The 21777-nt window shown below is 64.3% G+C and carries 20 protein-coding genes; 9 read left to right on the top strand and 11 right to left on the bottom strand.

Translation table 11 applies throughout. The features are described 5' to 3' along the window. Positions 1-68: 68 nt before the first annotated feature. Positions 69-1091 carry an AraC family transcriptional regulator gene (locus tag ACNFBR_RS16110; RefSeq protein WP_416735822.1) on the bottom strand — a complete coding sequence of 341 codons (1023 nt, stop codon included), beginning with the start codon at positions 1089-1091 and terminating at the stop codon, positions 69-71. Between the two features lie 38 nt (positions 1092-1129). Next, positions 1130-1993, bottom strand: coding sequence for a LysR substrate-binding domain-containing protein (locus ACNFBR_RS16105; protein ID WP_416735821.1), 864 nt, complete (start codon positions 1991-1993; stop codon positions 1130-1132). A 112-nt stretch (positions 1994-2105) separates the two neighbouring features. Here ACNFBR_RS16105 and ACNFBR_RS16100 point away from each other — a divergent pair, with 112 nt between their 5' ends. Then, positions 2106-3212: a 2-aminoethylphosphonate--pyruvate transaminase gene (locus ACNFBR_RS16100; RefSeq protein WP_416735820.1), complete on the top strand. Its 1107-nt coding sequence runs from the start codon at positions 2106-2108 to the stop codon at positions 3210-3212. Positions 3213-3246: 34 nt separating this feature from the next. Next, positions 3247-4074 (top strand): phosphonoacetaldehyde hydrolase, encoded by an 828-nt coding sequence (phnX, locus tag ACNFBR_RS16095; RefSeq protein ID WP_416735819.1) that lies wholly within the window; start codon positions 3247-3249, stop codon positions 4072-4074. A gap of 199 nt (positions 4075-4273) precedes the next feature. Here phnX and ACNFBR_RS16090 read toward each other — a convergent pair whose 3' ends face one another. Beyond that, a complete protein-coding gene (locus ACNFBR_RS16090; RefSeq protein ID WP_416735818.1) occupies positions 4274-5338 on the bottom strand; it encodes an AI-2E family transporter in 1065 nt (354 codons plus the stop codon). A 133-nt stretch (positions 5339-5471) separates the two neighbouring features. On the opposite strand from ACNFBR_RS16090, the gene yegQ reads away from it, so the two are divergent. The 6 genes from yegQ to ACNFBR_RS16060 all read left to right on the top strand — a co-directional run bounded on the left by yegQ (position 5472) and on the right by ACNFBR_RS16060 (position 11410). Further along, positions 5472-6806 carry a tRNA 5-hydroxyuridine modification protein YegQ gene (gene yegQ, locus ACNFBR_RS16085; protein WP_416735817.1) on the top strand — a complete coding sequence of 445 codons (1335 nt, stop codon included), beginning with the start codon at positions 5472-5474 and terminating at the stop codon, positions 6804-6806. Positions 6807-6887: 81 nt separating this feature from the next. Next, positions 6888-8585 carry a copper resistance system multicopper oxidase gene (locus tag ACNFBR_RS16080; RefSeq protein WP_416735838.1) on the top strand — a complete coding sequence of 566 codons (1698 nt, stop codon included), beginning with the start codon at positions 6888-6890 and terminating at the stop codon, positions 8583-8585. Then, complete coding sequence (locus ACNFBR_RS16075; protein ID WP_416735816.1) at positions 8578-9456, top strand: copper resistance protein B; 879 nt, start codon at positions 8578-8580, stop codon at positions 9454-9456. Before ACNFBR_RS16080 ends, ACNFBR_RS16075 begins: the two co-directional genes overlap by 8 nt. Before the next feature lie 14 nt (positions 9457-9470). Continuing rightward, complete coding sequence (locus tag ACNFBR_RS16070) at positions 9471-9899, top strand: DUF411 domain-containing protein (RefSeq protein ID WP_400621174.1); 429 nt, start codon at positions 9471-9473, stop codon at positions 9897-9899. Next, complete coding sequence (locus ACNFBR_RS16065; RefSeq protein WP_198753064.1) at positions 9899-10336, top strand: YqaA family protein; 438 nt, start codon at positions 9899-9901, stop codon at positions 10334-10336. The genes ACNFBR_RS16070 and ACNFBR_RS16065 overlap by 1 nt, the downstream gene beginning before the upstream one ends. 75 nt (positions 10337-10411) lie before the next feature. Next, on the top strand, positions 10412-11410 hold the full coding sequence (locus ACNFBR_RS16060) for an alpha/beta fold hydrolase (protein WP_416735815.1): 999 nt from the start codon (positions 10412-10414) through the stop codon (positions 11408-11410). A gap of 30 nt (positions 11411-11440) precedes the next feature. Here the strand turns inward: ACNFBR_RS16060 and ACNFBR_RS16055 are convergent, their stop codons facing one another. The 6 genes from ACNFBR_RS16055 to ACNFBR_RS16030 form a co-directional block, all read right to left on the bottom strand. After that, entirely contained in the window at positions 11441-12022 is a 582-nt protein-coding gene (locus ACNFBR_RS16055; protein WP_416735814.1) for a DinB family protein, read from the bottom strand. 14 nt (positions 12023-12036) lie between these two features. Beyond that, positions 12037-13143, bottom strand: a complete 1107-nt coding sequence (zapE, locus tag ACNFBR_RS16050; protein ID WP_416735813.1) for a cell division protein ZapE — start codon at positions 13141-13143, stop codon at positions 12037-12039. A gap of 33 nt (positions 13144-13176) precedes the next feature. Next, complete coding sequence (locus ACNFBR_RS16045; protein WP_416735812.1) at positions 13177-14328, bottom strand: PQQ-dependent sugar dehydrogenase; 1152 nt, start codon at positions 14326-14328, stop codon at positions 13177-13179. Positions 14329-14350: 22 nt separating this feature from the next. After that, positions 14351-14668, bottom strand: coding sequence for a hypothetical protein (locus tag ACNFBR_RS16040; RefSeq protein ID WP_416735811.1), 318 nt, complete (start codon positions 14666-14668; stop codon positions 14351-14353). Between the two features lie 188 nt (positions 14669-14856). Beyond that, positions 14857-15822, bottom strand: a complete 966-nt coding sequence (speB, locus tag ACNFBR_RS16035; protein ID WP_416735810.1) for an agmatinase — start codon at positions 15820-15822, stop codon at positions 14857-14859. A gap of 25 nt (positions 15823-15847) precedes the next feature. Further along, complete coding sequence (locus ACNFBR_RS16030; RefSeq protein ID WP_416735809.1) at positions 15848-16927, bottom strand: polyamine ABC transporter substrate-binding protein; 1080 nt, start codon at positions 16925-16927, stop codon at positions 15848-15850. A 102-nt stretch (positions 16928-17029) separates the two neighbouring features. Between ACNFBR_RS16030 and ACNFBR_RS16025 the strand changes: the two genes are divergently transcribed. Next, positions 17030-17920, top strand: coding sequence for a LysR family transcriptional regulator (locus ACNFBR_RS16025; protein WP_416735808.1), 891 nt, complete (start codon positions 17030-17032; stop codon positions 17918-17920). Positions 17921-18011: 91 nt separating this feature from the next. Here ACNFBR_RS16025 and ACNFBR_RS16020 read toward each other — a convergent pair whose 3' ends face one another. Further along, positions 18012-20438, bottom strand: coding sequence for a TonB-dependent receptor (locus tag ACNFBR_RS16020; protein ID WP_416735837.1), 2427 nt, complete (start codon positions 20436-20438; stop codon positions 18012-18014). Between the two features lie 213 nt (positions 20439-20651). Continuing rightward, entirely contained in the window at positions 20652-21776 is a 1125-nt protein-coding gene (locus ACNFBR_RS16015) for a sigma-70 family RNA polymerase sigma factor (protein ID WP_416735807.1), read from the bottom strand. Position 21777: the final 1 nt, after the last annotated feature.

The raw sequence follows: 21777 nt of genomic DNA, 5'->3' as shown, positions 1-21777 counted from the left end.
TCCTTGAGATGGAAAGACCGACAACCTGCCTGCACGCCAGCGCCAGCGGCACTGGGAATCAGCACCCTTCAGCCAGCCGCCCCCCGGGCCTGGATCAATGCACGGTAGTGCCCAGGGTTGCAACCGAACCACTTGCGAAATGCCTTGTAGAACGAACTGCCATCGGCAAACCCAAGGCGCTCGGCAATTTCCCCCATGGGCACTTCGACCTGGCTCAACCAGGCGATGGCGAGCTCACGTCGGACGCTGTCCTTGAGTACCTGGTAGCTTTGCCCCTCCTCCGCCAGCCGACGTCGCAAGGTCGACGGCGACAGGCACAATTGTCGTGCCAGGGCATCGGCATCCGGCCAACGGGACGGGTCCAATTGCAGCAAGTCGGCGCGGATACGCCGTGCCAGGCTGGCCGGATCACGGTACTTGACCAAGATGTTGCCGGGCGCCTCGGCCAGAAAACGCTGCAGGTCCTCTGGGCTACGGCGCAGCGGCAGGTCGAGGCAATCCGCACTGATGATCATGCGGGTGCGCGGCCGCTCGAACTGCAGGTTTTCCGAGAACATCACCCGGTAATCGTCGCAAAACGGTGGCTCGGCACAACGCAGCTCAATGGCCAGAATGGCAATGCGTCGCCCGGCCAGCCAGCAGGCCACACCGTGCACGATCATCCAGAAGGTGAAGTAGGTGAACGCGCGCCGTGGCTGATCACGCGGCTCATTGATGACAATTTCGGCCAAGCCCTGTTGACGCACCAGGCTCGGCTGCAGGTCCTCGAGCATCAGCGAAAGAAACGCCAGCGCGGTGTCCAGGCCCTCGCCCAAGGTTGGCTGGGCCATGCTCGCTCGGCACAGGAACGCCAGGCTGCCGCTGCGCAGGCCGCGCGGGTCCATGGCAAAGAACTCGTCGTTGCAACGCCGCGCCAGCAAGCGCCACAGCCGGGCATAAGCCTCGGCGCTGACCCGTGCATCCGGGGCTTGCAACTGCTTAGCGTCGATACCGGCGCGGGCCAGCAACGCGGCATCCGGCTCACCTGCCGGGCAGGTCTGCAACAAGGCCTCGCGCACCAGTTGCATGGAAATGGTGTCTTTCTCGCTCATCAGCAGTCCATCCGGTTAGGCCGGCATATTAGGCCGGCTCAGAGGCTGGCCGCCAGGCCCAGGAATGCCTGGATCAAGCGTAACTCACGACGCCGTTCGAGGCAGCCGACCATGTGCTGGTTGACCAGGCCCTGCCCGGCTAGCGGCCGCGCCACCACCCGTGGGTCGTTGGCCACTTCCGTGGACGACACCACACCAATGCCCAGCTGCGATGCCACCGCCTCGGTGACCGCCTCACGGCTGTCCAACTCCAGTTGCACACGCGGCTGCACAGCGGCGGTGGCGCAGGCCTTGTCGAACGTGCGCCGGGTGGTCGAACTGGGTTCGCGCAGCACCATGATCTGCTGGTGCAACGCGACCAGGGGCAAGTCGCCTTCTTCGTTAGCCCAGGCATGCCCCGCTGGTAACAACGCGCAGAGGCGCGATTCGCACAGGTTTTGCAGATACAGGCCTTTGCGCGCTTCGATTTCGGTCAGCACCGCCACATCGGCATGTTCGGACAGCAGTGCCGCCAGCGTTTCCTGCGCGTTGCCCAGGCGCAAATTGACCGTGATGCCGGGGTAGCGTTCGCGCAACTGCGCCAGCATGGGCATCACCCGGTGTGGGCCGTCGGCGGCTACCTCCAGGCGCCCGGTCAGCAACTGGCGGTTGGCCTCGAGCATGGCCTGCGCTTCTTCGGCCAGGCCGAACATGGCACGGGTGATGGCCGCCAACCGGGTTCCCTCCTCGGTCAGCTCCACTCGCCGGGCGGTACGGCGCAGCAAGGTGATCTGGTAGTGCTCCTCCAGTGCCTTCACATGCCCTGTCACCGCCGGCTGGCTGATGAACAGGCGCTCGGCTGCACGGGTGAAGCTGCCCTCACGGGCCACGGCATCGAAGGCGCGTAGCTGGAACAGGTTCATATTTATCGGCCTGACTTATAGCTGGGATAACAACAAACAATTTGATTGATGGCAGCGCGAATTGCAACCTAGGCCCCGTAGTTTCAGCCCACCGCTTGTGAGGAATAACGGAATGAGCAACGCCCCGATTCTGCTGACCCCAGGTCCCCTGACCACATCAATCCGCACCCGCCAAGCCATGCTGGTGGACTGGGGCTCCTGGGACCGTGACTTCAACCAACTGACGGCCAGTGTCTGTGAGCAACTGCTGGCGATCATCGACGGCAGCGCCAGCCACCACTGCGTGCCGCTGCAAGGCAGCGGCACCTTTGCCGTGGAGGCCGCCATCGGCACCCTGGTGCCGCGCGACGGCAAGGTGCTGGTACTGATCAATGGCGCCTATGGCCAGCGCCTGGCGAAGATCTGCAAAGTGCTGGGCCGTACCTACAGCACCTTCGAAACTGCCGAAGACCAGCCGACCACCGCCGCCGATGTCGACCGCCTGCTGGCTGCCGACCCGGCCGTGACCCATGTGGCGCTGATTCACTGTGAAACCAGCACCGGTATCCTCAACCCGTTGCCCGAGATTGCCCAGGTCATCAAACGCCATGGCAAGCGCCTGATCATCGATGCCATGAGCTCGTTCGGCGCATTGCCGATCGATGCCCGTGAAATCCCCTTCGAAGCGCTGATCGCCGCCTCCGGCAAATGCCTGGAAGGTGTGCCAGGCATGGGCTTCGTCTTTGCCGAAAAAGCCGCCCTGGCCGCCGCCGAGGGCAATGCCCACTCGCTGGCCATGGACCTGCACGACCAGCACGCCTACATGGCCAAGACCGGCCAGTGGCGTTTCACCCCGCCTACCCACGTGGTCGCAGCCCTGCATGAAGCGCTGCAGCAATATAACGAGGAAGGTGGCCTGCCGGCCCGCCACCAGCGCTACGCCGACAACTGCAAGACCCTGCTCGACGGCATGGCCGCCATCGGCCTGCGCAGCTTCCTGCCGGCTGATATCCAAGCGCCGATCATCGTCACCTTCCACGCGCCGAACGACGCCCGCTACCAGTTCAAGGACTTCTACGAGCGGGTCAAAGCCAAGGGTTTCATCCTCTACCCAGGCAAGCTGACCCAGGTCGAAACCTTCCGCGTCGGCTGCATCGGCGTGGTCGGGGCGGACGGCATGCAAGCCGCCGTGAATGCCGTGGCCGACGTGCTGCGGGAAATGGAAGTGCTGGACATCTGACCCTTTGCCCACCCGAATTCAGGAATTAGCGCACATGAACTACAGCAACCCAACCCAGCTGCAAGCCGCCATCCTCGACTGGGCAGGCACCGTGGTCGACTTCGGCTCTTTCGCGCCAACCCAGATTTTCGTCGAAGCCTTCGCCGAATTCGATGTACAGGTGACCATCGAAGAAGCCCGTGGCCCGATGGGCATGGGCAAGTGGGACCACATCCGCACCCTGTGCGACGTGCCGGAAATTGCCGAACGCTACCGCAAGGTGTTTGGCCGCACCCCGACCGACGATGACGTCACGGCTATCTACAACCGCTTCATGCCGCTGCAAATCGAGAAGATTGCCGTGCATTCCGCACTGATCCCTGGCGCACTTGAGACCTTGACGGGGCTGCGCGGGGACGGACTGAAGATCGGTTCGTGCTCGGGCTACCCGAAAGTGGTCATGGACAAGGTAGTGGAGCTGGCGGCGCAGAATGGCTACGTGGCCGACCACGTGGTGGCTACCGACGAAACCCCGAACGGCCGACCTTGGCCGGCCCAGGCCTTGGCCAACGTGATCGCACTGGGGATTGACGATGTGGCGGCCTGCGTGAAGGTTGACGACACCGTGCCAGGCATTCTCGAAGGCCGCCGTGCCGGCATGTGGACCGTAGCGCTGGTGTGCTCGGGCAATGCGCTGGGACTGACCTGGGAAGGCTTCCGGGCGCTGAGTGCGGAAAAACTGGAAAGCGAGCGCCAACGCATCCATGCGCTGTTTGCCGGCTCCCGCCCACACTACCTGATCGACACCATCAACGAACTGCCCGAAGTGATTGCCGACATCAACCGCCGCCTGGCCAAAGGCGAGATGCCACAAGCCTTCTGACCCAGCGATTGGCGCCCATCGACGGGCGCCGTACCTGTAGGAGCAGCCTTGTGCTGCGAAGAGGCCGGTAAGGCTGAAGACCCTCTTCAGCTGCAATGGCCTCTTCGCAGCACAAGGCTGCTCCTACAGATTCCGCGCTGTTTTGCATAACAGTGTCGGTAACACCATTGACCCCAACCTTGGACACGTCGGTAAACCGCTACTGCGGCAATTGCACCTGCGGTTTGCTCGCCGCGAAGATCGCCCAACTGGACACGAACAGCGCCGCAATCAATGGCCCGATCACGAAACCATTGAGGCCGAACACCGCCAGCCCGCCCAGGGTCGACACCAGGATCAGGTAGTCGGGCATGCGCGTATCCTTGCCCACCAGGATCGGCCGCAGCAAGTTGTCCACCAGGCCGATCACCAACACCCCGAATGCGGTCAGGATCACCCCCGGCAGTATCGCCCCGGTCAACAGGAAATACGCGGCCACCGGCGCCCAGACGATGCCCGCGCCCACCGCCGGCAGCAGCGATAGAAACGCCATCAGTACCGCCCACACCAGCGCGCTGGGGATATCCAACGCCCAGAAGATGAAGCCGCCCAGCGCCCCTTGGGTAATGGCCACCAGCACGTTGCCTTTCACCGTCGCCCGCACCACGCGGTTGAACTTCAGCTGCAAACGGCGCTTCTGGTGTTCGGGCAGCGGCACGGCCAGCCGCACCCGCCGGGCCAGGTCGGCCCCTTCACGCAGAAAGAAGAACAGCAAGTACATCATGATGCCAAAGCTGATCACGAACTCGAACGTGCCCTGACCAAAGCTGAACGCCTGGCTGGCCAACACCTGGCTACCTTGGGTTGCCCACTTGGTGATCTTTTCGCGCAAGCCATCGAGGTTGCCCATGCCCATGTTGTCCAGCCCATGCTGGGCGAAGGCCGGGAGCATGTCCTTGCCGCGCTCGACGTAACCGGCGATGTCCAGTTGCCCACTTTCGATGCGCTGGTACAGGGTGGCGCCCTCTTGAACCAGCAGCGCACTGGTGATGATCACCGGCAGGATCGCCACCAGCAGGCACACCAGCGTGGTCGTGGCCGCGGCCAGGTTGCGTCGCCGGCCGAAGCGGATCAGCAGGTGGCGCTGCAGCGGGGCAAACAGGATGCCGAGGATCACCGCCCAGAAGATGGCGCCGTAATACGGCAGCAGGATCCAGAAAAAGGCAATGGTCACCAGCGCCAGGAGCACTGCCAGGGCCCTGTTCTGTAGCGCGGTTTCGTTCATCGCAAGTCCTCAAGTGGCTTCTGGGATATTAGTGCTCGCCGCTTGGCTAAAAGTGCCGTTACTCCCTTGATGCAAATCAATACGCGGGTTTGCCACTGGCCCTAGGATCCGCGCCTTTTGCCCCGGTGCGCACATGAACACTACCGCCAAGCCCGAACTGCTGGCCCCCGCCGGCACCCTCAAGACCATGCGCTACGCCTTTGCCTACGGTGCCGACGCGGTCTACGCCGGCCAACCACGCTACAGCTTGCGGGTGCGCAACAACGAATTCGACCACGCCAACCTGGCGCTGGGCATCCAGGAGGCGCATGCCCTGGGCAAGCGCTTCTACGTGGTGGTCAACATCGCCCCGCACAATGCCAAGCTCAAGACCTTCCTCAAGGACTTGGCGCCCGTGATCGAGATGGCGCCGGATGCGCTGATCATGTCCGACCCCGGCCTGATCATGCTGGTGCGCCAGCACTTCCCGCAGATGCCGGTGCACCTGTCGGTGCAGGCCAACACGGTCAATTGGGCCAGCGTGCAGTTCTGGCAGCAGCTGGGCTTGAGCCGGGTGATCCTGTCGCGGGAGCTGTCGCTGGAAGAAATCGAAGAAATCCGCCAGCAGGTGCCGGACATGGAGCTGGAAGTGTTCGTCCACGGCGCCCTGTGCATGGCCTATTCCGGCCGTTGCCTGCTGTCGGGCTACCTCAACAAACGTGACGCCAACCAGGGCACTTGCACCAACGCCTGCCGCTGGAAATACGACGCCACGCCCGCCACCGAGAATCTCACTGGCGACATCGTGCGCGAAGTGCAGCCCACCCTCGGCCTGGGCGCCCCGACCGAGCAGGTATTCCTGCTGCAGGAAAGCAACCGCCCTGGCACTGAAATGCCGGCGTTCGAGGATGAACACGGCACCTACATCATGAATGCCAAGGACCTGCGCGCCATTCAGCACGTCGAGCGCCTGGCCGGGATGGGCGTGCATTCGCTGAAGATCGAGGGCCGCACCAAATCGCACTTCTACTGTGCTCGCGCGGTGCAGTCCTATCGCCAGGCGATCGACGACGCGGTGGCCGGGCGGCCATTCGACCGCGCCCTGATGGGCAACCTCGAATCCCTGGCTCAACGCGGCTACACCGAAGGTTTCCTGCGCCGCCACGTGCACGACGAGTATCAGAACTACCAGCGCGGCAATTCGGTGTCCGAGCGCCAGCAGTTCGTAGGCGAGCTGACCGGCGTGCGCGTCGACGGCCTGGCCGAAGTCAAAGTGAAAAACCGCTTCGCCGTGGGCGACCACCTGGAGCTGATGACCCCGCGCGGCAACTACCACTTCGACTTGCACCGCCTGTGCAACCGCCAGCAGCAGGCCATCGAGGTGGCGCCGGGCGATGGCCATGTGGTGTATCTGCCGATTCCGGAGCAGGTTGCCCTCGACTACGGCCTGCTGATGCGCGACCTCGGCGCCGACGAGGCCGCAAGCTGACAACGCTGTAATGTGCGCCTCAGCTACCTGACAGGCGGCGGCAGCGAACATCGTGGCTCACCCGCATGAGGCCACGCCATGTTGCGCAACCCCACCCGCCGTACCTTCGTCAAAGGCCTGGGCGCCGCCAGCACGCTGGCGGGCCTGGGGCTGTGGCGCCCGCTGGCCCAGGCCGCCGAAGGCCGTGACCTGGCCGGCCAGCACTTCGAGCTGTTCATCGGCCAAACCCCGGTCAACATCACCGGCCGCCCGCGCACCGCCCTGACCATCAACAACAGCCTGCCTGGCCCGCTGCTGCGCTGGCGCGAAGGCGACACCGTGACCCTGCGCGTGCGCAACCGGCTGGCGCAGGACACCTCGATCCACTGGCACGGCATCATCCTGCCAGCCAACATGGACGGCGTACCGGGCCTGAGCTTCGCCGGCATCGAGCCCGGCGGCGACTACCTGTACCAGTTCACCCTGCGCCAGAGCGGCACCTACTGGTACCACAGCCATTCGGGGCTGCAGGAACAGGCCGGGGTCTATGGGGCGATCGTGATCGAGCCACGCGAGCCCGAAGCGCACCGCTACCAGCGCGACCACGTGCTGCTGTTCAGCGACTGGTCGGACCAGGCGCCGGAGCAGCTGATGGCCACCCTGAAGAAACAGTCCGACGCGTACAACTACCACAAGCGCACCGTTGGCGACTTCATCGACGACGTTGCCGACAAGGGCTGGAGCCCGACCGTGGCCGAGCGCACGGCCTGGGCACGCATGCGCATGAGCCCTACCGACCTGGCGGATATCAGCGCCGCCACCTACACCTACCTGCTCAACGGCCAGCCGCCGGAGGGCAACTTCACCTGCCTGTTCCAGCCGGGCGAGACCGTGCGCCTGCGGCTGATCAACGCCTCGGCCATGACCTATTTCGACTTCCGCATCCCCGGGCTGAAGCTGACGGTGATCGCCGCCGACGGCTTGCCGGTGACGCCGGTTAGCGTGGACGAGCTGCGCATTGCCGTGGCCGAGACCTATGACGTGCTGGTGACCGTGGGCGACCAACCCGCCTACACCCTGTTCGCCCAGAGCATGGACCGCACAGGCTTCGCCCGCGGCACCCTGGCCCGCGCCGCCGGGCTGCAGGCACCAGTGCCCGCACCCGACCCGCGCCCGGTACTGACCCTGGATGACATGGGCCACGGTGGCATGGGCGCCATGGCAGGCATGGACCACAGCAACATGGCCGGCATGGACCACGCCGCCATGCCGGCCATGCAGCAACACCCGGCCAGCGAAGCCGACAACCCGCTGGTGGACATGCAGACCATGGCCCCACGCCCCAACCTGGCCGACCCTGGCATCGGCCTGCGCAACAATGGCCGCCGCGTACTCACCTACGCCGACCTGCGCAGCCCCTACCCCGACCCGGACGGCCGCGCACCGTCACGCGACATCGAACTGCACCTGACCGGCCACATGGAGCGTTTCGCCTGGTCGTTCGACGGCATCAAGTTCAGCGATGCCGAGCCGTTGCGCCTGACCTACGGCGAGCGGGTACGCATCACCCTGGTCAACGACACCATGATGACCCACCCCATCCACTTGCACGGCATGTGGAGCGACCTGGAAGACGAGCACGGCCAGTTCCTGGTGCGCAAGCACACCCTCGACATCCCGCCCGGCAGCCGCCGTTCCTACCGGGTGACCGCCGATGCCCTCGGCCGCTGGGCCTACCACTGCCACCTGCTCTACCACATGGAGACCGGCATGTTCCGCGAGGTACGCGTCGATGAATGACACTCGCAACCGCAGCATCGTGGCTGGCGTGACGCTGTTGACCTTGCTCGCCAGCGAGAGGGCGATGGCTGCAGGCATGGACCACATGAACCACGCCAGCATGGACCACGGCGCCATGAACCATGAAAGCATGGGCCATGGCCAGGCAGCCCTCAGCCAGCCTCGTACGCCCCTGTCTGCCATCACCGACGCCGATCGTCGCGCCGCCTTCCCGCCACTGCCTGGGCACCAGGTGCATGACCGGGCGCTGAACTGGGCAGTGATCGTGGACAAACTCGAATATCAAAACTTCGAGAGCAGCAGTGCCCTGAACTGGAATGCCACCGCCTGGGTCGGCGGCGATATCGACCGCCTGTGGCTGCGCACGGAAGGCGAGCGCGAACAGGGCAAGACCCACAAGGCCGAGCTGCAGGCGCTGTGGGGCCATGCCGTGAGCCCGTGGTGGGAGCTGGTGGCCGGCCTGCGCCAGGACTTCAAGCCCGCCAGTGGCCAGGCCTGGGCTGCCTTCGGTATCCAGGGCACGCCGTTGTACGGCCTGGAGTTGCAAGCCACCGCCTATGCCGGCGAGCGGCAACAGACCGCGCTGCGCCTGGAAGCCGCTTACGCTATGCTGCTGACCAACCGCTGGATACTGGAACCGACCCTGGAGGCCAACCTCTACGGCCGCAACGACGCCGGGCGCGAGCAAGGCGCGGGGCTGGCCGACAGCGAGGTGGGCCTGCGCCTGCGCTACGAGATCACCCGCGGCTTCGCGCCCTACGTCGGGGTCAGTTTCAACCGCCTGCACGGCACCCGTGCCGACCAGGCCCGCGAAGACGGCGAAGACCTGGGCCAGACCCGCCTGGTCGCCGGTATCCGCCTGCGTTTTTAAAGGAGTGCTTCACCATGCTGCGCAAACACCTGCTGACCCTGGGCCTGCTGGCCGTCACCGGCCTGGCCCAGGCCGCCGAAACCATCGACGTCTACCGCGACCCCAACTGCGGCTGCTGCAAAGCCTGGATCAGCCACCTGCGTGACAACGGTTTCACCGTCAACGACCACGTCGAGCCGAACATGAGCGCGGTCAAGCAACGCCTGGGCGTGGCGCCACGCCTGGCGTCGTGCCACACCGGGGTGATCGACGGCAAGTTCGTCGAAGGCCATGTACCGGCTGAGCAGGTACGGCTACTGGCCAAACGCAGCGACCTCAAGGGCCTGGCCGTGCCGGGCATGCCCATGGGCTCGCCGGGTATGGAAATGGGTGACCACAAGGATGCCTACCAGGTCATCGGTGTGACCCAGGATGGCCAGGACACCGTTGTAGCCAACTACTGATGCTCAGCCTGTGGGCACTGTTCCTCAGTGCCTTTGGTGCCGCCACCCTGCTACCGCTGCAATCGGAGGCCGTGCTGGTCGGCCTGTTGCTGCGCCAGCCCGAGGCCTGGGCGACGCTGCTGCTGGTCGCCACCCTGGGCAATGTGCTGGGTTCGGTAGTCAACTGGCTGCTGGGTCGGGCCATCGAGCACCTGCGTGACAAGCGTTGGTTCCCGTTCAGTGCAGCCCAGTTGGCGCGTGCGCAGCAGCGCTACCAGCGCTGGGGGCAATGGTCGCTGTTGCTCAGCTGGATGCCCGTGATCGGTGATCCGCTGACACTGATCGCCGGGATCATGCGTGAACCATTCTGGCGCTTCCTGTTACTGGTGACCTTGGCCAAGGCCGGCCGCTATGCGGTGCTGGCCATGATCACCCTGGGCTGGTTTCACGCCTGGTAACACCTTTCACGTTCCCGTCGCACGCCTGGCTGCTAAAGTCGCCCATTCCTACATGGCCCTACACGGAGTGCCCCCATGCTGCGCGCAACCGCCCTGGCCCTGGCCTGCCTGGCTGGCAGTTCGGCCATCGCCGCCGAGTCGCCCACCTATGGCCCCCAGCTCGAAGGCTTCAGCTACCCGCACCCACTCAAGCATTTCGACTTCAACTCACAGGGCCAGGCCCTGCAGATGGGCTACATGGACGTGCCTGCCCAGGGCCAGGCCAACGGCCACAGCGTGGTGTTGATGCACGGCAAGAACTTCTGCGCCGCCACTTGGGAAACCACCATCGACGCCTTGAGCAAGGCTGGCTACCGGGTCATTGCCCCAGACCAGGTCGGTTTTTGTACCTCCAGCAAACCGGCGCATTACCAATACAGCTTCCAGCAGTTGGCGGCCAATACCCATGCCCTGCTCGAACAGTTGGGGGTAAAGCAAACCATCGTGCTCGGCCACTCCACCGGTGGCATGCTCGCCACCCGCTATGCACTGATGTACCCACAGCAGGTAGAACGCCTGGCGATGGTCAACCCGATTGGCCTGGAAGACTGGAAAGCCCTGGGCGTGCCCTACCGCACGGTGGACCAGTGGTATGCCCGCGAGCTCAAGCTGGATGCCGAAGGGGTGCGTGAGTATGAGCGCAAGACTTATTACGCCGGGCGCTGGAAGCCAGAATACGAGCGCTGGGTGCAGATGCTGGTGGGTCTGAACAAAGGGCCGGGGCATGAAGTGGTGGCGTGGAACTCGGCGTTGATCTACGACATGATCTTCACCCAGCCGGTGTACCACGAGTTCAAGGACCTGCAAATGCCGACCCTGCTGCTGATCGGCGACAAGGACACCACGGCCATCGGCAGCGATATTGCACCGCCGCAGGTGAAGGCGAAGCTGGGCAAGTATGCAGCGTTGGGGCCGCAGGTGGCCAGGCTGATCCCCAAGGGCGAGCTGATCACCTTCGAAGGCATGGGGCATGCGCCGCAGATCGAAGAGCCGATACGGTTCAATCGCACACTGATCGAGTGGTTGGGCAAGTAAGCCAATCTTTGGGGGCTGCGTTGCAGCCCCCTACACTCTCCAGACCTGCGCCTCAGTCCAACCCAGCTCGGCAAAGTCGTCCGCCCGCAACCCGGCCTCTTCCTCGCAGAAAAACTCATCCAATTGTGGCGGCCTGACCGCCGTATCACTGAGCATCGCATGCACCTGGCCACGGTGATGCACCTGATGTTCGAACAGATGTGCCAGCAAGCGCAGCCGCTGCTCGCGCTGCACCCGCTCAGGCCGCACGATGCTCACATAACGGCCCAGTTCGCCATCGCTCAGCGCCTGGCAGTAGGCGATCAACCGATGGTCGGCCTGGGCCTGCTCGGCATACAGATCGGCACAGGTGGCAAACGGCTCCAGCGGGTCGAAGAAGCGCTCGCCATCGGCATCGGGCTGCTCGCCGCGCTGCTCGCACTCGAGCATGTGCAGGTAGAACCAATCCACCGTCAGCAGGTGGTTGAGCGTGGCCTTGATCGACGGGAAGAAGCTGCAGCGCGGAGCGACGAACTCATCCTGGGTCAGCTGCAGACAGGCTTTGTACAGGCGGTGGTTGGCCCAGCCATTGTTGTAGGCTTGGGTCAGCAAGTGATGCGACAACGGCTGCATGGTTCGGCTCCTTTTCAGGCGAAGCGTTGCAGTTGCATCTCCCGTAGCCGGCTCAGGGTCCGTTGGTACGGGAACGCCAGATACCCTTGAGTGTAGAGGGCATCGAGCGGCACCTGTGCCTCCAGGTACAGCGCCACACGGCGGTCGTAGCATTCGTCGACCAGGGCAATGAAACGGCGCACCGCATCGTCCTTGGGCGACAGCGCTGGCAGTTCGCGATCGCCTGCCACCACTCGGGCCGCGCCATCCTCGGTGCCACGGGCAATGCGCCCCGCCCGCTGTTCACCACCCAGCGCCGGAATGCCGGATAGCAGAATCGCCGGAAAACGGTCGCACAAGGCCATGAACTCCATCGCCGCCAAAGGTTGTTCGCACAAATCGGTGAAGCGGCACCAGATGGCCTGCTCACTGCGGCGTACTACGTGAATGTGCCTGGAGCCGATCACCAAGGGCTGATCGGTGCCGCCGTCATCCGGGCTGAGCTGGCGGAACACCTCGTCCAGCTGGCTGGCCTTTCCCAGCTCTGCCACCCAGTAGCGCTGCCGCGCTGCGCCAGGGTGCAGGCGGTGGTCCTGCTCGCCTGTTACCGGCAATACCTGCATATGCCGCTCGATAGCCGCGATGGCCGGCAGGAACCGCTCGCGGTTGAAACCGTCGCGGTAGAGCTGCGCGGGTGGCTGGTTGGAGGTGGCGACGATTACCACGCCCTGGTCGAACAGTACCTGGAACAGGCGGCCAAGGATGATTGCATCACCGATGTCGCTGACGAACAGCTCATCGAAGCACAACACGCGGATCTGCCCGGCCAGTTCCCGGGCCAAGGCCAGCAGCGGGTCGGCAGTGCCTTTAAGCTGGAACAGGCGCTGATGGACCCAGGCCATGAAGTGATGGAAGTGCTGGCGCCGACTGGGTAGGCGCAGGCAGCGGTGGAACTGGTCCATCAGCCAAGTCTTGCCACGGCCGACCGGGCCCCAGAGGTAGACGCCCTGGGCGGGACGGCCCTGTTCGACAACCTCGAAGCAGGCTTGCAAGGCCTCGACGGCGCGGGCCTGAGCAGGGTCGGCGACGTAACCCTGAGTGGCGAGGGCTTGCTGGTAAAGGGATTGGGGGTCGATAGCCATGCGCCATTCTACACGTACCGCTGTGCCAGCGAGTCAGGCCCCGTCGCCCAGGCCCACTTTCAATAGCGCGCCGTCCTTGTCATCGGTCAATACATACAGGTAACCATCCGGCCCCACCCGCACATCGCGGATACGCGCCTTCAGCTCACCGAGCAAGCGCTCTTCATGCACCACCTTGTCACCGTCCAACTGCAAGCGGATCAATTCCTGGGTGGCCAGCGCGCCAATAAACAGGTTGTGGTCCCAGGTCTTGAACGTCGGGCTGTCGTAGAACGCCATGCCGCTGATGCCCGGTGACTTTTCCCATACATGATGCGGGTCGACCATGCCATCGACATGCTTGCCCTTGGCCTCAGGGATCGGCAGCAGCGAATAGTTGATGCCGTGGGTCGCAATCGGCCAGCCGTAGTTCTTGCCAGGTTCAGGCATGTTGATTTCATCCCCGCCACGCGGGCCGTGTTCGTGGGTCCACAGCTTGCCGGTCCAGGGGTTGAGCGCAGCGCCTTGCTGGTTGCGGTGGCCGAACGACCAGATCTCTGGCCGCACGTTGTCCTTGCCGACGAAGGGGTTGTCCTTGGGCACTTCGCCGTCCGGCAGAATGCGCACGATCTTGCCCTGCAGCTTGTCCAGGTCCTGAGCAGTGGGGCGCTGGTTGTTCTCGCCCAGGGCGATGAACAGGTAGCCGTTGCGGTCGAACACCAGCCGCGAGCCAAAGTGGTTACCCACCGATAGCTTGGGCTGCTGGCGAAAGATCACGGTGAAGTTCTCCAACCGGGCACGGTCCTCGGACAACTGCCCGCGGCCGACCGCCGTGCCAGCCTTGCCGTCACTGCCCTCCTCGGCGTAGGACAGGTAAACGGTGCGGTCCCTGCCGAACTCCGGCGACAGCACTACGTCCAGCAGGCCGCCCTGGCCTTCGGCCCAGACTTTGGGCAGCCCACTGATTGGCGGGCCAACCTTGCCTTCGGCATTGACCAGCCGCAGGTTGCCGGCGCGCTCGGTCACCAGCATGTCCTTGCCGCCCGGCAGGAACGCCAGGGCCCAGGGGTTGCGCAGGCCATCGGCAAGCGTATCGACGGTCAAGGTGCCTTCTTCACTGCGAAACTGCTGCTCCCCCGCCGCATGCGTCAACAAGGGCAGCAACGCGGCGGCAGTCAGGGTGGCTAGCCAGGGTGCTCGAAGCATGCAGAATTCCTTTCGGCTGGACTTACGGCGCACGCGGGTTGTCGCGCGCAGGCCGGGTGGGTTCAAGGTTCGGGGTTTGCTGCTGGCGGCGCAAGTTGTCGCCATTGCCGATACCGCGGTTGTCCAGCGTAGGCGTGCGCTGGTACGGATCGGTGGACGGGCCGCGTACCGGTGGCGTGGCCTGCATGCTGCCCTGCCGGCTATTGGGGTTGGCGCGCTGGATCGGGCTGTTGTAGGGGTTGTTGTTGCCGGCGGCCAGTTGCAGGGGCTGCTGCGGGGCAGCGTGCGCGGGCAGGCACAAAGCCAGGCCTAGGGCCAGGATGGGCAATGTCGGGGTCATGCTTCACCTCCTGTACGAAAATGCCGCGCCTGGTGGGTTTGATAGCCTAAGGCGCGAGGGGTTCGCGGCAAAAGTGTGAATATGAATCGAGATGATTCCTGATGTTTCAGTATGCGCCCATTCGCAGCACAAGGCTGCTCTTGTAGGAGCAGCCTTGTGCTGCGAATGGGCCGCAGAGCGGCCCCAAATCACTGCCCCTTGTCCACCTTATGCCGCGCCGCATACAAGCACAGCATCTCCATCGCCAAAGTCGCCCCCGCCAGCGCTGTGATATCGGCATGGTCATAGGCCGGTGCCACTTCCACCAAGTCCATACCCACCAGGTTGATCCCACGCAGCCCGCCCAGAATCTCCAGCGCCTGCACCGTGCTGAGCCCGCCACACACCGGCGTACCCGTGCCAGGCGCATAGGCCGGGTCAAGGCAGTCGATGTCGAAGGTCAGGTACACCGGCCGCTCGCCCACTCGCTGGCGTATCGCTGCAATCACCGCCTCGGTACCCTGGCGGTGCACCTGGCGGGCATCGAGGATGGCAAAGCCCTGGCTGTCGTCATTGGTGGTGCGCAAGCCAATCTGCACCGAGTGAGCCGGATCCACCAGGCCTTCGCGGGCGGCATGCCAGAACATGGTGCCGTGGTCGATGCGCTTGCCCTCCTCGTCCGGCCAGGTGTCGCTGTGGGCATCGAAGTGGATCAGCGCCAGCGGGCCATGGCGGCGGGCGTGAGCCTTGAGCAGTGGGTAGCTGATGAAATGGTCGCCACCGAGGGTGAGCATGGCGCAACCCGCCTGCAGAATAGACTCGGCATGGGCCTCGATGCTGTCCGGTACCGACTGCGGCGTGCCACTGTCGAAGGCGCAGTCGCCATAGTCGATCACCGCCAGGTGGTCGAACGGGTCGAACGCCCACGGCCAGTGGCGGGCCCAGGCCTGCTGCACCGAGGCGGCGCGGATCGCCCGTGGGCCGAAACGCGCGCCAGGGCGGTTGCTGGTGGCGGTGTCGAACGGCACCCCGCTGACCACCACATCCACACCGCGCAAGTCGCGGCTGTAGCGGCGGCGGGAGAAACTGGTAATGCCGGCATAAGTACTTTCTGCGGCAGTGCCATACAGGCTGTCGCGCGTGATCGCCTGGTCGTTGCTTGCGGCTTGCTCCACGGTCGGGCTCCTTGGTTGTCATCAGTCACTGACGGCTGCGAAAGGCCGTCCACAGGCGGTTGCGCTGGCGCAGGTCGGCCAGAGCCATGCTGCGGTCGGCGAACAGACGTTGGCGCACCTCGGCGGGCGGATAGATGTCCGGGTCATTGCGCACCGCCTCGTCCACCAACGGCGTGGCGGCCTGGTTGGCGTTGGCGAAGAACAACGTGTTGGTCAGCGCCGCCACCGACTCGGGCTTGAGCATGAAGGCGATGAACGCCCGCGCAGCCTCGGGGTGCGGGGCATCCTTGGGGATGACCAGGTTGTCCTGCCACACCAGCGTGCCTTCGCGGGGGATGCGGTAAATCAGCTCGAACGGCTTGCCGGCACGGCGGGCCTGGTCGGCGGCCATGGCCGCATCACCGTTGTAGGTCAGCGCCAGGCACACGCTGCCATTGGCCAGGTCGCTGATCTGCCGGCCGTTGGCGACGTAGCTGATCGACGGTTGCAACTGGCTGAGCAGGGTCTGCGCGGCAGCCAGATCATCCTTGTTCTGGCTGTAAGGGTCCTTGCCCAGGTAGTTCAGGGCTACACCAATCACCTCCTGTGGCGAATCGGGCATGGCAATGCCGCAATCCTTCAGACGGCTGGCGTACTCGGGCTTGAACAGCAGGTCGAGGCTATCCAGCGGCACATCGCCCAGGCGCTGGCGTACGGCCTCCACGTTTACCCCCAGGCCCAGGGTGCCCCAGGTGTACGGCACCGCATGGCGATTACCAGGGTCTGCCTCGGCCAGCTTGGCCAGCAGGTCTTTGTCGAGGTTGTCGTAGCCAGGCATGGCCTGGGCGTCCAGCGGTTGCAGGGCATTGGCTTTCAGCGCCCGGGCCAGCACGGTGGATGACGGCACCACCACGTCGTAGCCGCTGCCACCGGTCAGCAGCTTGGTTTCCAGTACCTCGGTGGTGTCGAACGTGTCGTAGCGCACCTTGTAGCCGGTTTCCCGTTCGAAGCGCTGGAGGGTTTGCGGGGCGACATAGTCAGCCCAGCTGTAGAGATTGACGACCTTTTCTTCGGCCTGCAGCGGCAGGGCCAAAACCAAGGACAACAGGCACAACGATCGACGCATGGCGGACACCTCGGCAAATGGGTGGATGCCGCGAGCATGCCAGCCGGGTTACATTGCTGAAATGGCAAGTTTGCAAAGCTAACATTCATCGGGAGCAATGTAATGCTGGGACAAGTGCACGACCCCGACCTGCACCTGCTGCGGCTGTTCGTCACTGTAGTCGAGGCCGGTGGCTTCAGCGCCGCGCAGGGCGTGCTGGGCCTGAGCCAGCCCACCATCAGCCAACGCATGGCACAGCTGGAGGCGCGCCTGGGTTACCGGCTGTGCAGTCGCGGCAAAGGCGGTTTTCGCCTGACGGAAAAAGGCGAACTGTTACTGGAGGCGGCACGTGGGCTGTTGCTGAACATCGAACAGTTTCGCCAGCAGGCCAACGGCGTTGCCGGGCGGTTGCTGGGTACCGTGCGCATTGGCATGGCGGAAAACCAGGACAAGGCGGTGAGCCTGAAGCTGGCGGCGGCCATCGCGGCGTTTCGCAGGCGAGAAGAATCGGTGCAGTTGGAACTGATCAGTGCACCGCCGGCCGAGCTTGAACGGTTGTTGCTGGAGCAGCGGCTGGATTACGCCATCAGCTACTTTTCCGGCAACCAGGCGGCCTTCGATTACCAGCCATTGTTCGAAGAGCGGCAACGGCTGTATTGCGCCAAGGGGCATGTGCTGTTCGGCGAGTCGGGGGTTGGGCTTGAGCGGCTGCTGGACATGGACCAGGTGCGCCATCCGTACCGCTTTCTCAAGAGCGGTGAGCCGTTCCAGAGCCGGCGCAGCATGGCGGTGGCAGAGCAGATCGAAAGCGTGCTGACGTTCATTCTGTCGGGGCGGCATATCGGTTATCTGCCCTGCCATTGCGCCCTGGGGTGGGAGGCCGAGGGGCTGCTGTGGGCGCTGGATACGGGGCTGGACTTCGTGGTGCCGTTTACCCTCGCCCGGCACCGGGCACAGGGGGTGAGCGAGGCCCAGCAGGCGTTCGTGCAGGATCTGCTGGCGGCGTTTGCCTGAGCCGGCCTGTTCGCGGGCACGCCCGCTCCCACAAAAATGGTACCTGTGGGAGCGGGCGTGCCCGCGAACAGGCCGGATCAGGCGGCAACAATCAGTAAGCCATGCTCCAGGTCAGCGTGTAGGTGCGCCCACGCCCTTGGTAGTCATACAGGTACGCTGGCCCGTAGGTCGGTGAATAGAACAGCGTCGCACGCTGCCCCCAGACCGTGCTGTACTGCTTGTCCAGCAGGTTCTGGATGCCGGCGCTGAAGGTACCGAAACCGGTGTCCTGGCTGCCCAGCAGGTCGAAGGTGGTGTAGCCGTCGATTTCGTGGTCGGCATCGTCCTTCAGGCTGAAAGCATGGTTGGCCTGCAACCGCGCGCTGCGGCCATCGCCCTTCCAGCCGACGAACGCGGTGGCCTTGGACAGCGAAGCATAACGGGCGTCGCGCTTGATCCAGCCACCGTCTGCAGCCTCTTCTTCGGAGCGGGTCAGGTGCAACGTGCCGCCGGCTTCCCAACCGGTCTGGAAGTGCCGGGTCAGCGCACCTTCAAAGCCGAAATCGCGGCTTTTCTGCTCTTCCACGTTGATGGTCAGCGTTTGCGAATCGACGTTGATGATCTTGTCCGACCAGATGTAGTACAGCGCTGCCTGCGCATCCCAGTCCAGGTCGGCATAGCGCCAGCCCAGCTCCACCTGGCGGCTCTTGATGCCGGCCAGCGGGTTGTCGGCTACGCTCAGGCCCGGCTTGCCGTAGTACTTGGCCGGGTCGGGCAGGTCGAAGCCTTCGCCATAGTTGGTCCACACCTGGTGGCCGTTCTTGAAGTCGTAGATGGCACCGACGTTGAACAGGTTGACCTGGTAATCGTTGCTGCCGCCGGGCACGCCCTTGAAATCGCTGACATCCACGTCCATTTGCTGGCGCCGGGCGCCGCCCGAGAAGGTCAGGTTGTCGGTGGCGTGCCAGTCCAACTGGGCATACACCGACACACCATCGACCCGATAGCTGGGGTAACGCGCGGCCTTGCTGTCTTTGTCCATCTCCAGGCCGCCCGATTCGGACGAGGTCAGGGCGTTGAACGTGGTCTGCTCGGCATTGAAGCGCTCACGGTCAAGGTCGACGCCGTAAGTCAGCTTTAACGTGTCCCACTGCTTGGCGAACAAGCCTTTGAGGCTGGTGACCTCGAAGTTCTGCTGCGAGGCTGCGAAATACACCCCACGCGACCCGGTGGGCGTGGCGCGGTTGTAGTACGGGAACGGGTAGAAGTTGTCGTCTTCCTTGCGGTACGACGCCTGCAGGTAAAAGTCTTGCCCCAACACGTCGGTGTTGTGGTAGTTGGCATTGAGCAGCAGGCGCCGGGTACGCGGCTCCAGGTCCGACGAATAGCCGCTGCGCAGCTCGGCGTCTTCCAGGTCGGATGGCGCGTTGTAGTTGAGGTTGGGGAAGTAGATACCCGTGCTGCCGTGGTTGCCCGAATCGTAATACTGGGCCAACAGGTCGAGGCTCTGCTGATCGTTCAGCTGCAGGCCCAAGGTACCGAGCACGTCGATGGTGCGGTTGTACTGCAGGTCGGTCTGGGTGTTGTCGATGAAGATCTGATCGCCAGCGCCATCGTAAAAGGCTTCGTTCTGCTCGCCGGAAATGCCCAGCCGGGCATTGACCCTCTCGTTGCCGCCGCTGATCGACTGGGCAAAGCGGGTAGCCAGGTCGTCGCTGTTGTTGAAACCGCTGCTGGCGCCGAGCTGGGTCTCGAAGCGCGCCGGGCCGGGCTCGCCCTTCTTGGTCACGATGTTGATGATACCGCCGGTGGCGCCGCCGCCGTAGATGGCGCTGGCCCCCGACAGCACTTCGACGCGCTCGACGTTGAACGGCGAAATGCTGTCGAACTGGCGCGACAGGCCGCGCGAGCTGTTCTGGCTGACCCCGTCGATCATCACCAGCACGTTGCGCCCGCGCATGTTCTGGCCGTAGTTGGTGCGCCCTTCCGGCGCCAGGTCGAGACCTGGTACCAGCTTGCCGATGGCTTCCTTCAAGCTGACACCGCTGTCGATCTGCTCGCGCAACTGCTGCTGGTCGACCACCCAGACGGTGCCGGGGATTTCGCTGATGGCGGTGCTGGTGCGCGAGGCCACGCTGACTTCGATCGGTTTGAGGTTGACCGCCTGCGGCACGGCCTCGGCTTTACGCAGGGTGACCGTACGGGCATCGCTGAACTGCCAGCTCATGCCGCTGCCGGCCAGCAGCTGCTGCAGGGCCTGCTCGACACTGTAGCTGCCCTGCAACGCTGGGCTGGTTACGCCTGCGGCATCGCCCGTGGTGTACAGCAGGTGCAGGCCGGCCTGGTCGGCGAAGGTGGTCAGGGCCTGGTCCAGTGGCTGGGCTGGCAGGTCGAGCTGGACCTGGCGAGCCTGCATCTGGGTCTGTTCGGTGGTCGTCGCGGCCCATACATGCAGTGGACCGACCAGCATGGCCAGGGCACTGCAGGACATCAGGGCGTGGTGAAGAGGACCGCGACGGCGGTGCAAGGGCTTGAGCATCAGAGGCACGAATGAGCTTCCTGACAAGTCGTAAATGAGAATGGGTTGCTGATCAGTCCCACTACGACGATCTGGCTTGCAGGAACTTGCAGTGCCAAATGGAAAATATTTTTATTTGTGTGCCGGCCGCTTCGCAGCACAAGGCTGCTCCTACAGGGATCGCACCCGTCTGTAGGAGCAGCCTTGTGCTGCGAAGAGGCCGGCACAGGCGGATCAATGAACCACAGCCAACCACGGCAAATAGGTAACCTTCAGCCCATAGCGCTGCTCCAACGTGCGCAGCAGCGCCTCTGGCTCGTCAAGGTCGAACACCCCGCTCACCTCCATCGCCGCCAGCTTGCTATCCGACAACACGATGCGCCCATGCCGATAGCGCTCAAGCTCCGTCAGCACCTGCCCCAGCGGCTTGCCGTTGAAGATCAGCTTACCGCGCTGCCAGGCCATCTGCGTGCCGGCATCGGCCGCCACTGCCAGTTCACGCTCACCCAGCTTGGCTTCACCACGTGCCAACACCACGCGGCCATCGCGGCGCACGCTGAAGGTAGCGGCAGTGCCCTGCACCCGCTCACCGCCCGTATCGACCACAAATGGCCTTGCATCATCAGCGGTTTCGAACAGCGCTTCGCCGGCATTCACCACCACCCGCCGCTCATGCTCGCTGAACACCACGCTCAAGGCACTGGCGCTGTTCAGCGTCACCCGCGTGCCATCGGCCAGGGTAATGACTTGCCGCTCGCCCACTGCGGTGTGGTAATCCGCCAGTAGCATCGGGGCCTGCTGCCAACCCGCCACAGCGGCGACCAGGAGCACCACGGATGCCGCCACACCCGCCTGTTTCAGCCAGCCGCGGCAATGGCGCAAGGCCTGGCCAATGTACTTTGCCACCATGCTCTCGGAAACACCCAGGTGTTGAGCAATCTGCTTCTGGGTCAGGCCCTCGATGCGGTTGAGCAACAGCGCCTGGCGGGCGTTGTCGGGCAACTGCAACAGCGCCTGGTCGAGAATTTGCAGGCGTTCACGGGCCAGCAATGCCGCCTCGGGTGCTGGTGCCGGGCAGGCCACCTCACAGGCTCCGTCGCTGTCGTCGTGACAAGTGGCGATGCGCTGCTCGCGGCGCAAGGCATCGATCGCCAGGTTACTGGCCACGCGGAAGATGAAACTGCGCGCATGCAGCACCGGCACCGCCTGCTCGTCAATGTTCACCAGCTTCAGGTAGGTTTCCTGCGCCACGTCGGCCGCGCGCTGGCGGTCGCTCATGCGCCGAGTGAGAAACCGCAGCAGGTCGTCGTAGTGCTCCTGGAAACTCGCCAGCAGGCCCGACATGGGTGAGGTCAGCATG

This window comes from Pseudomonas sp. NY11955 (assembly GCF_048068035.1).
Taxonomy (GTDB): domain Bacteria; phylum Pseudomonadota; class Gammaproteobacteria; order Pseudomonadales; family Pseudomonadaceae; genus Aquipseudomonas.
Note: the sequence above shows the minus strand (reverse complement) of the source record. Positions and strands in the feature narration are given on the sequence as shown.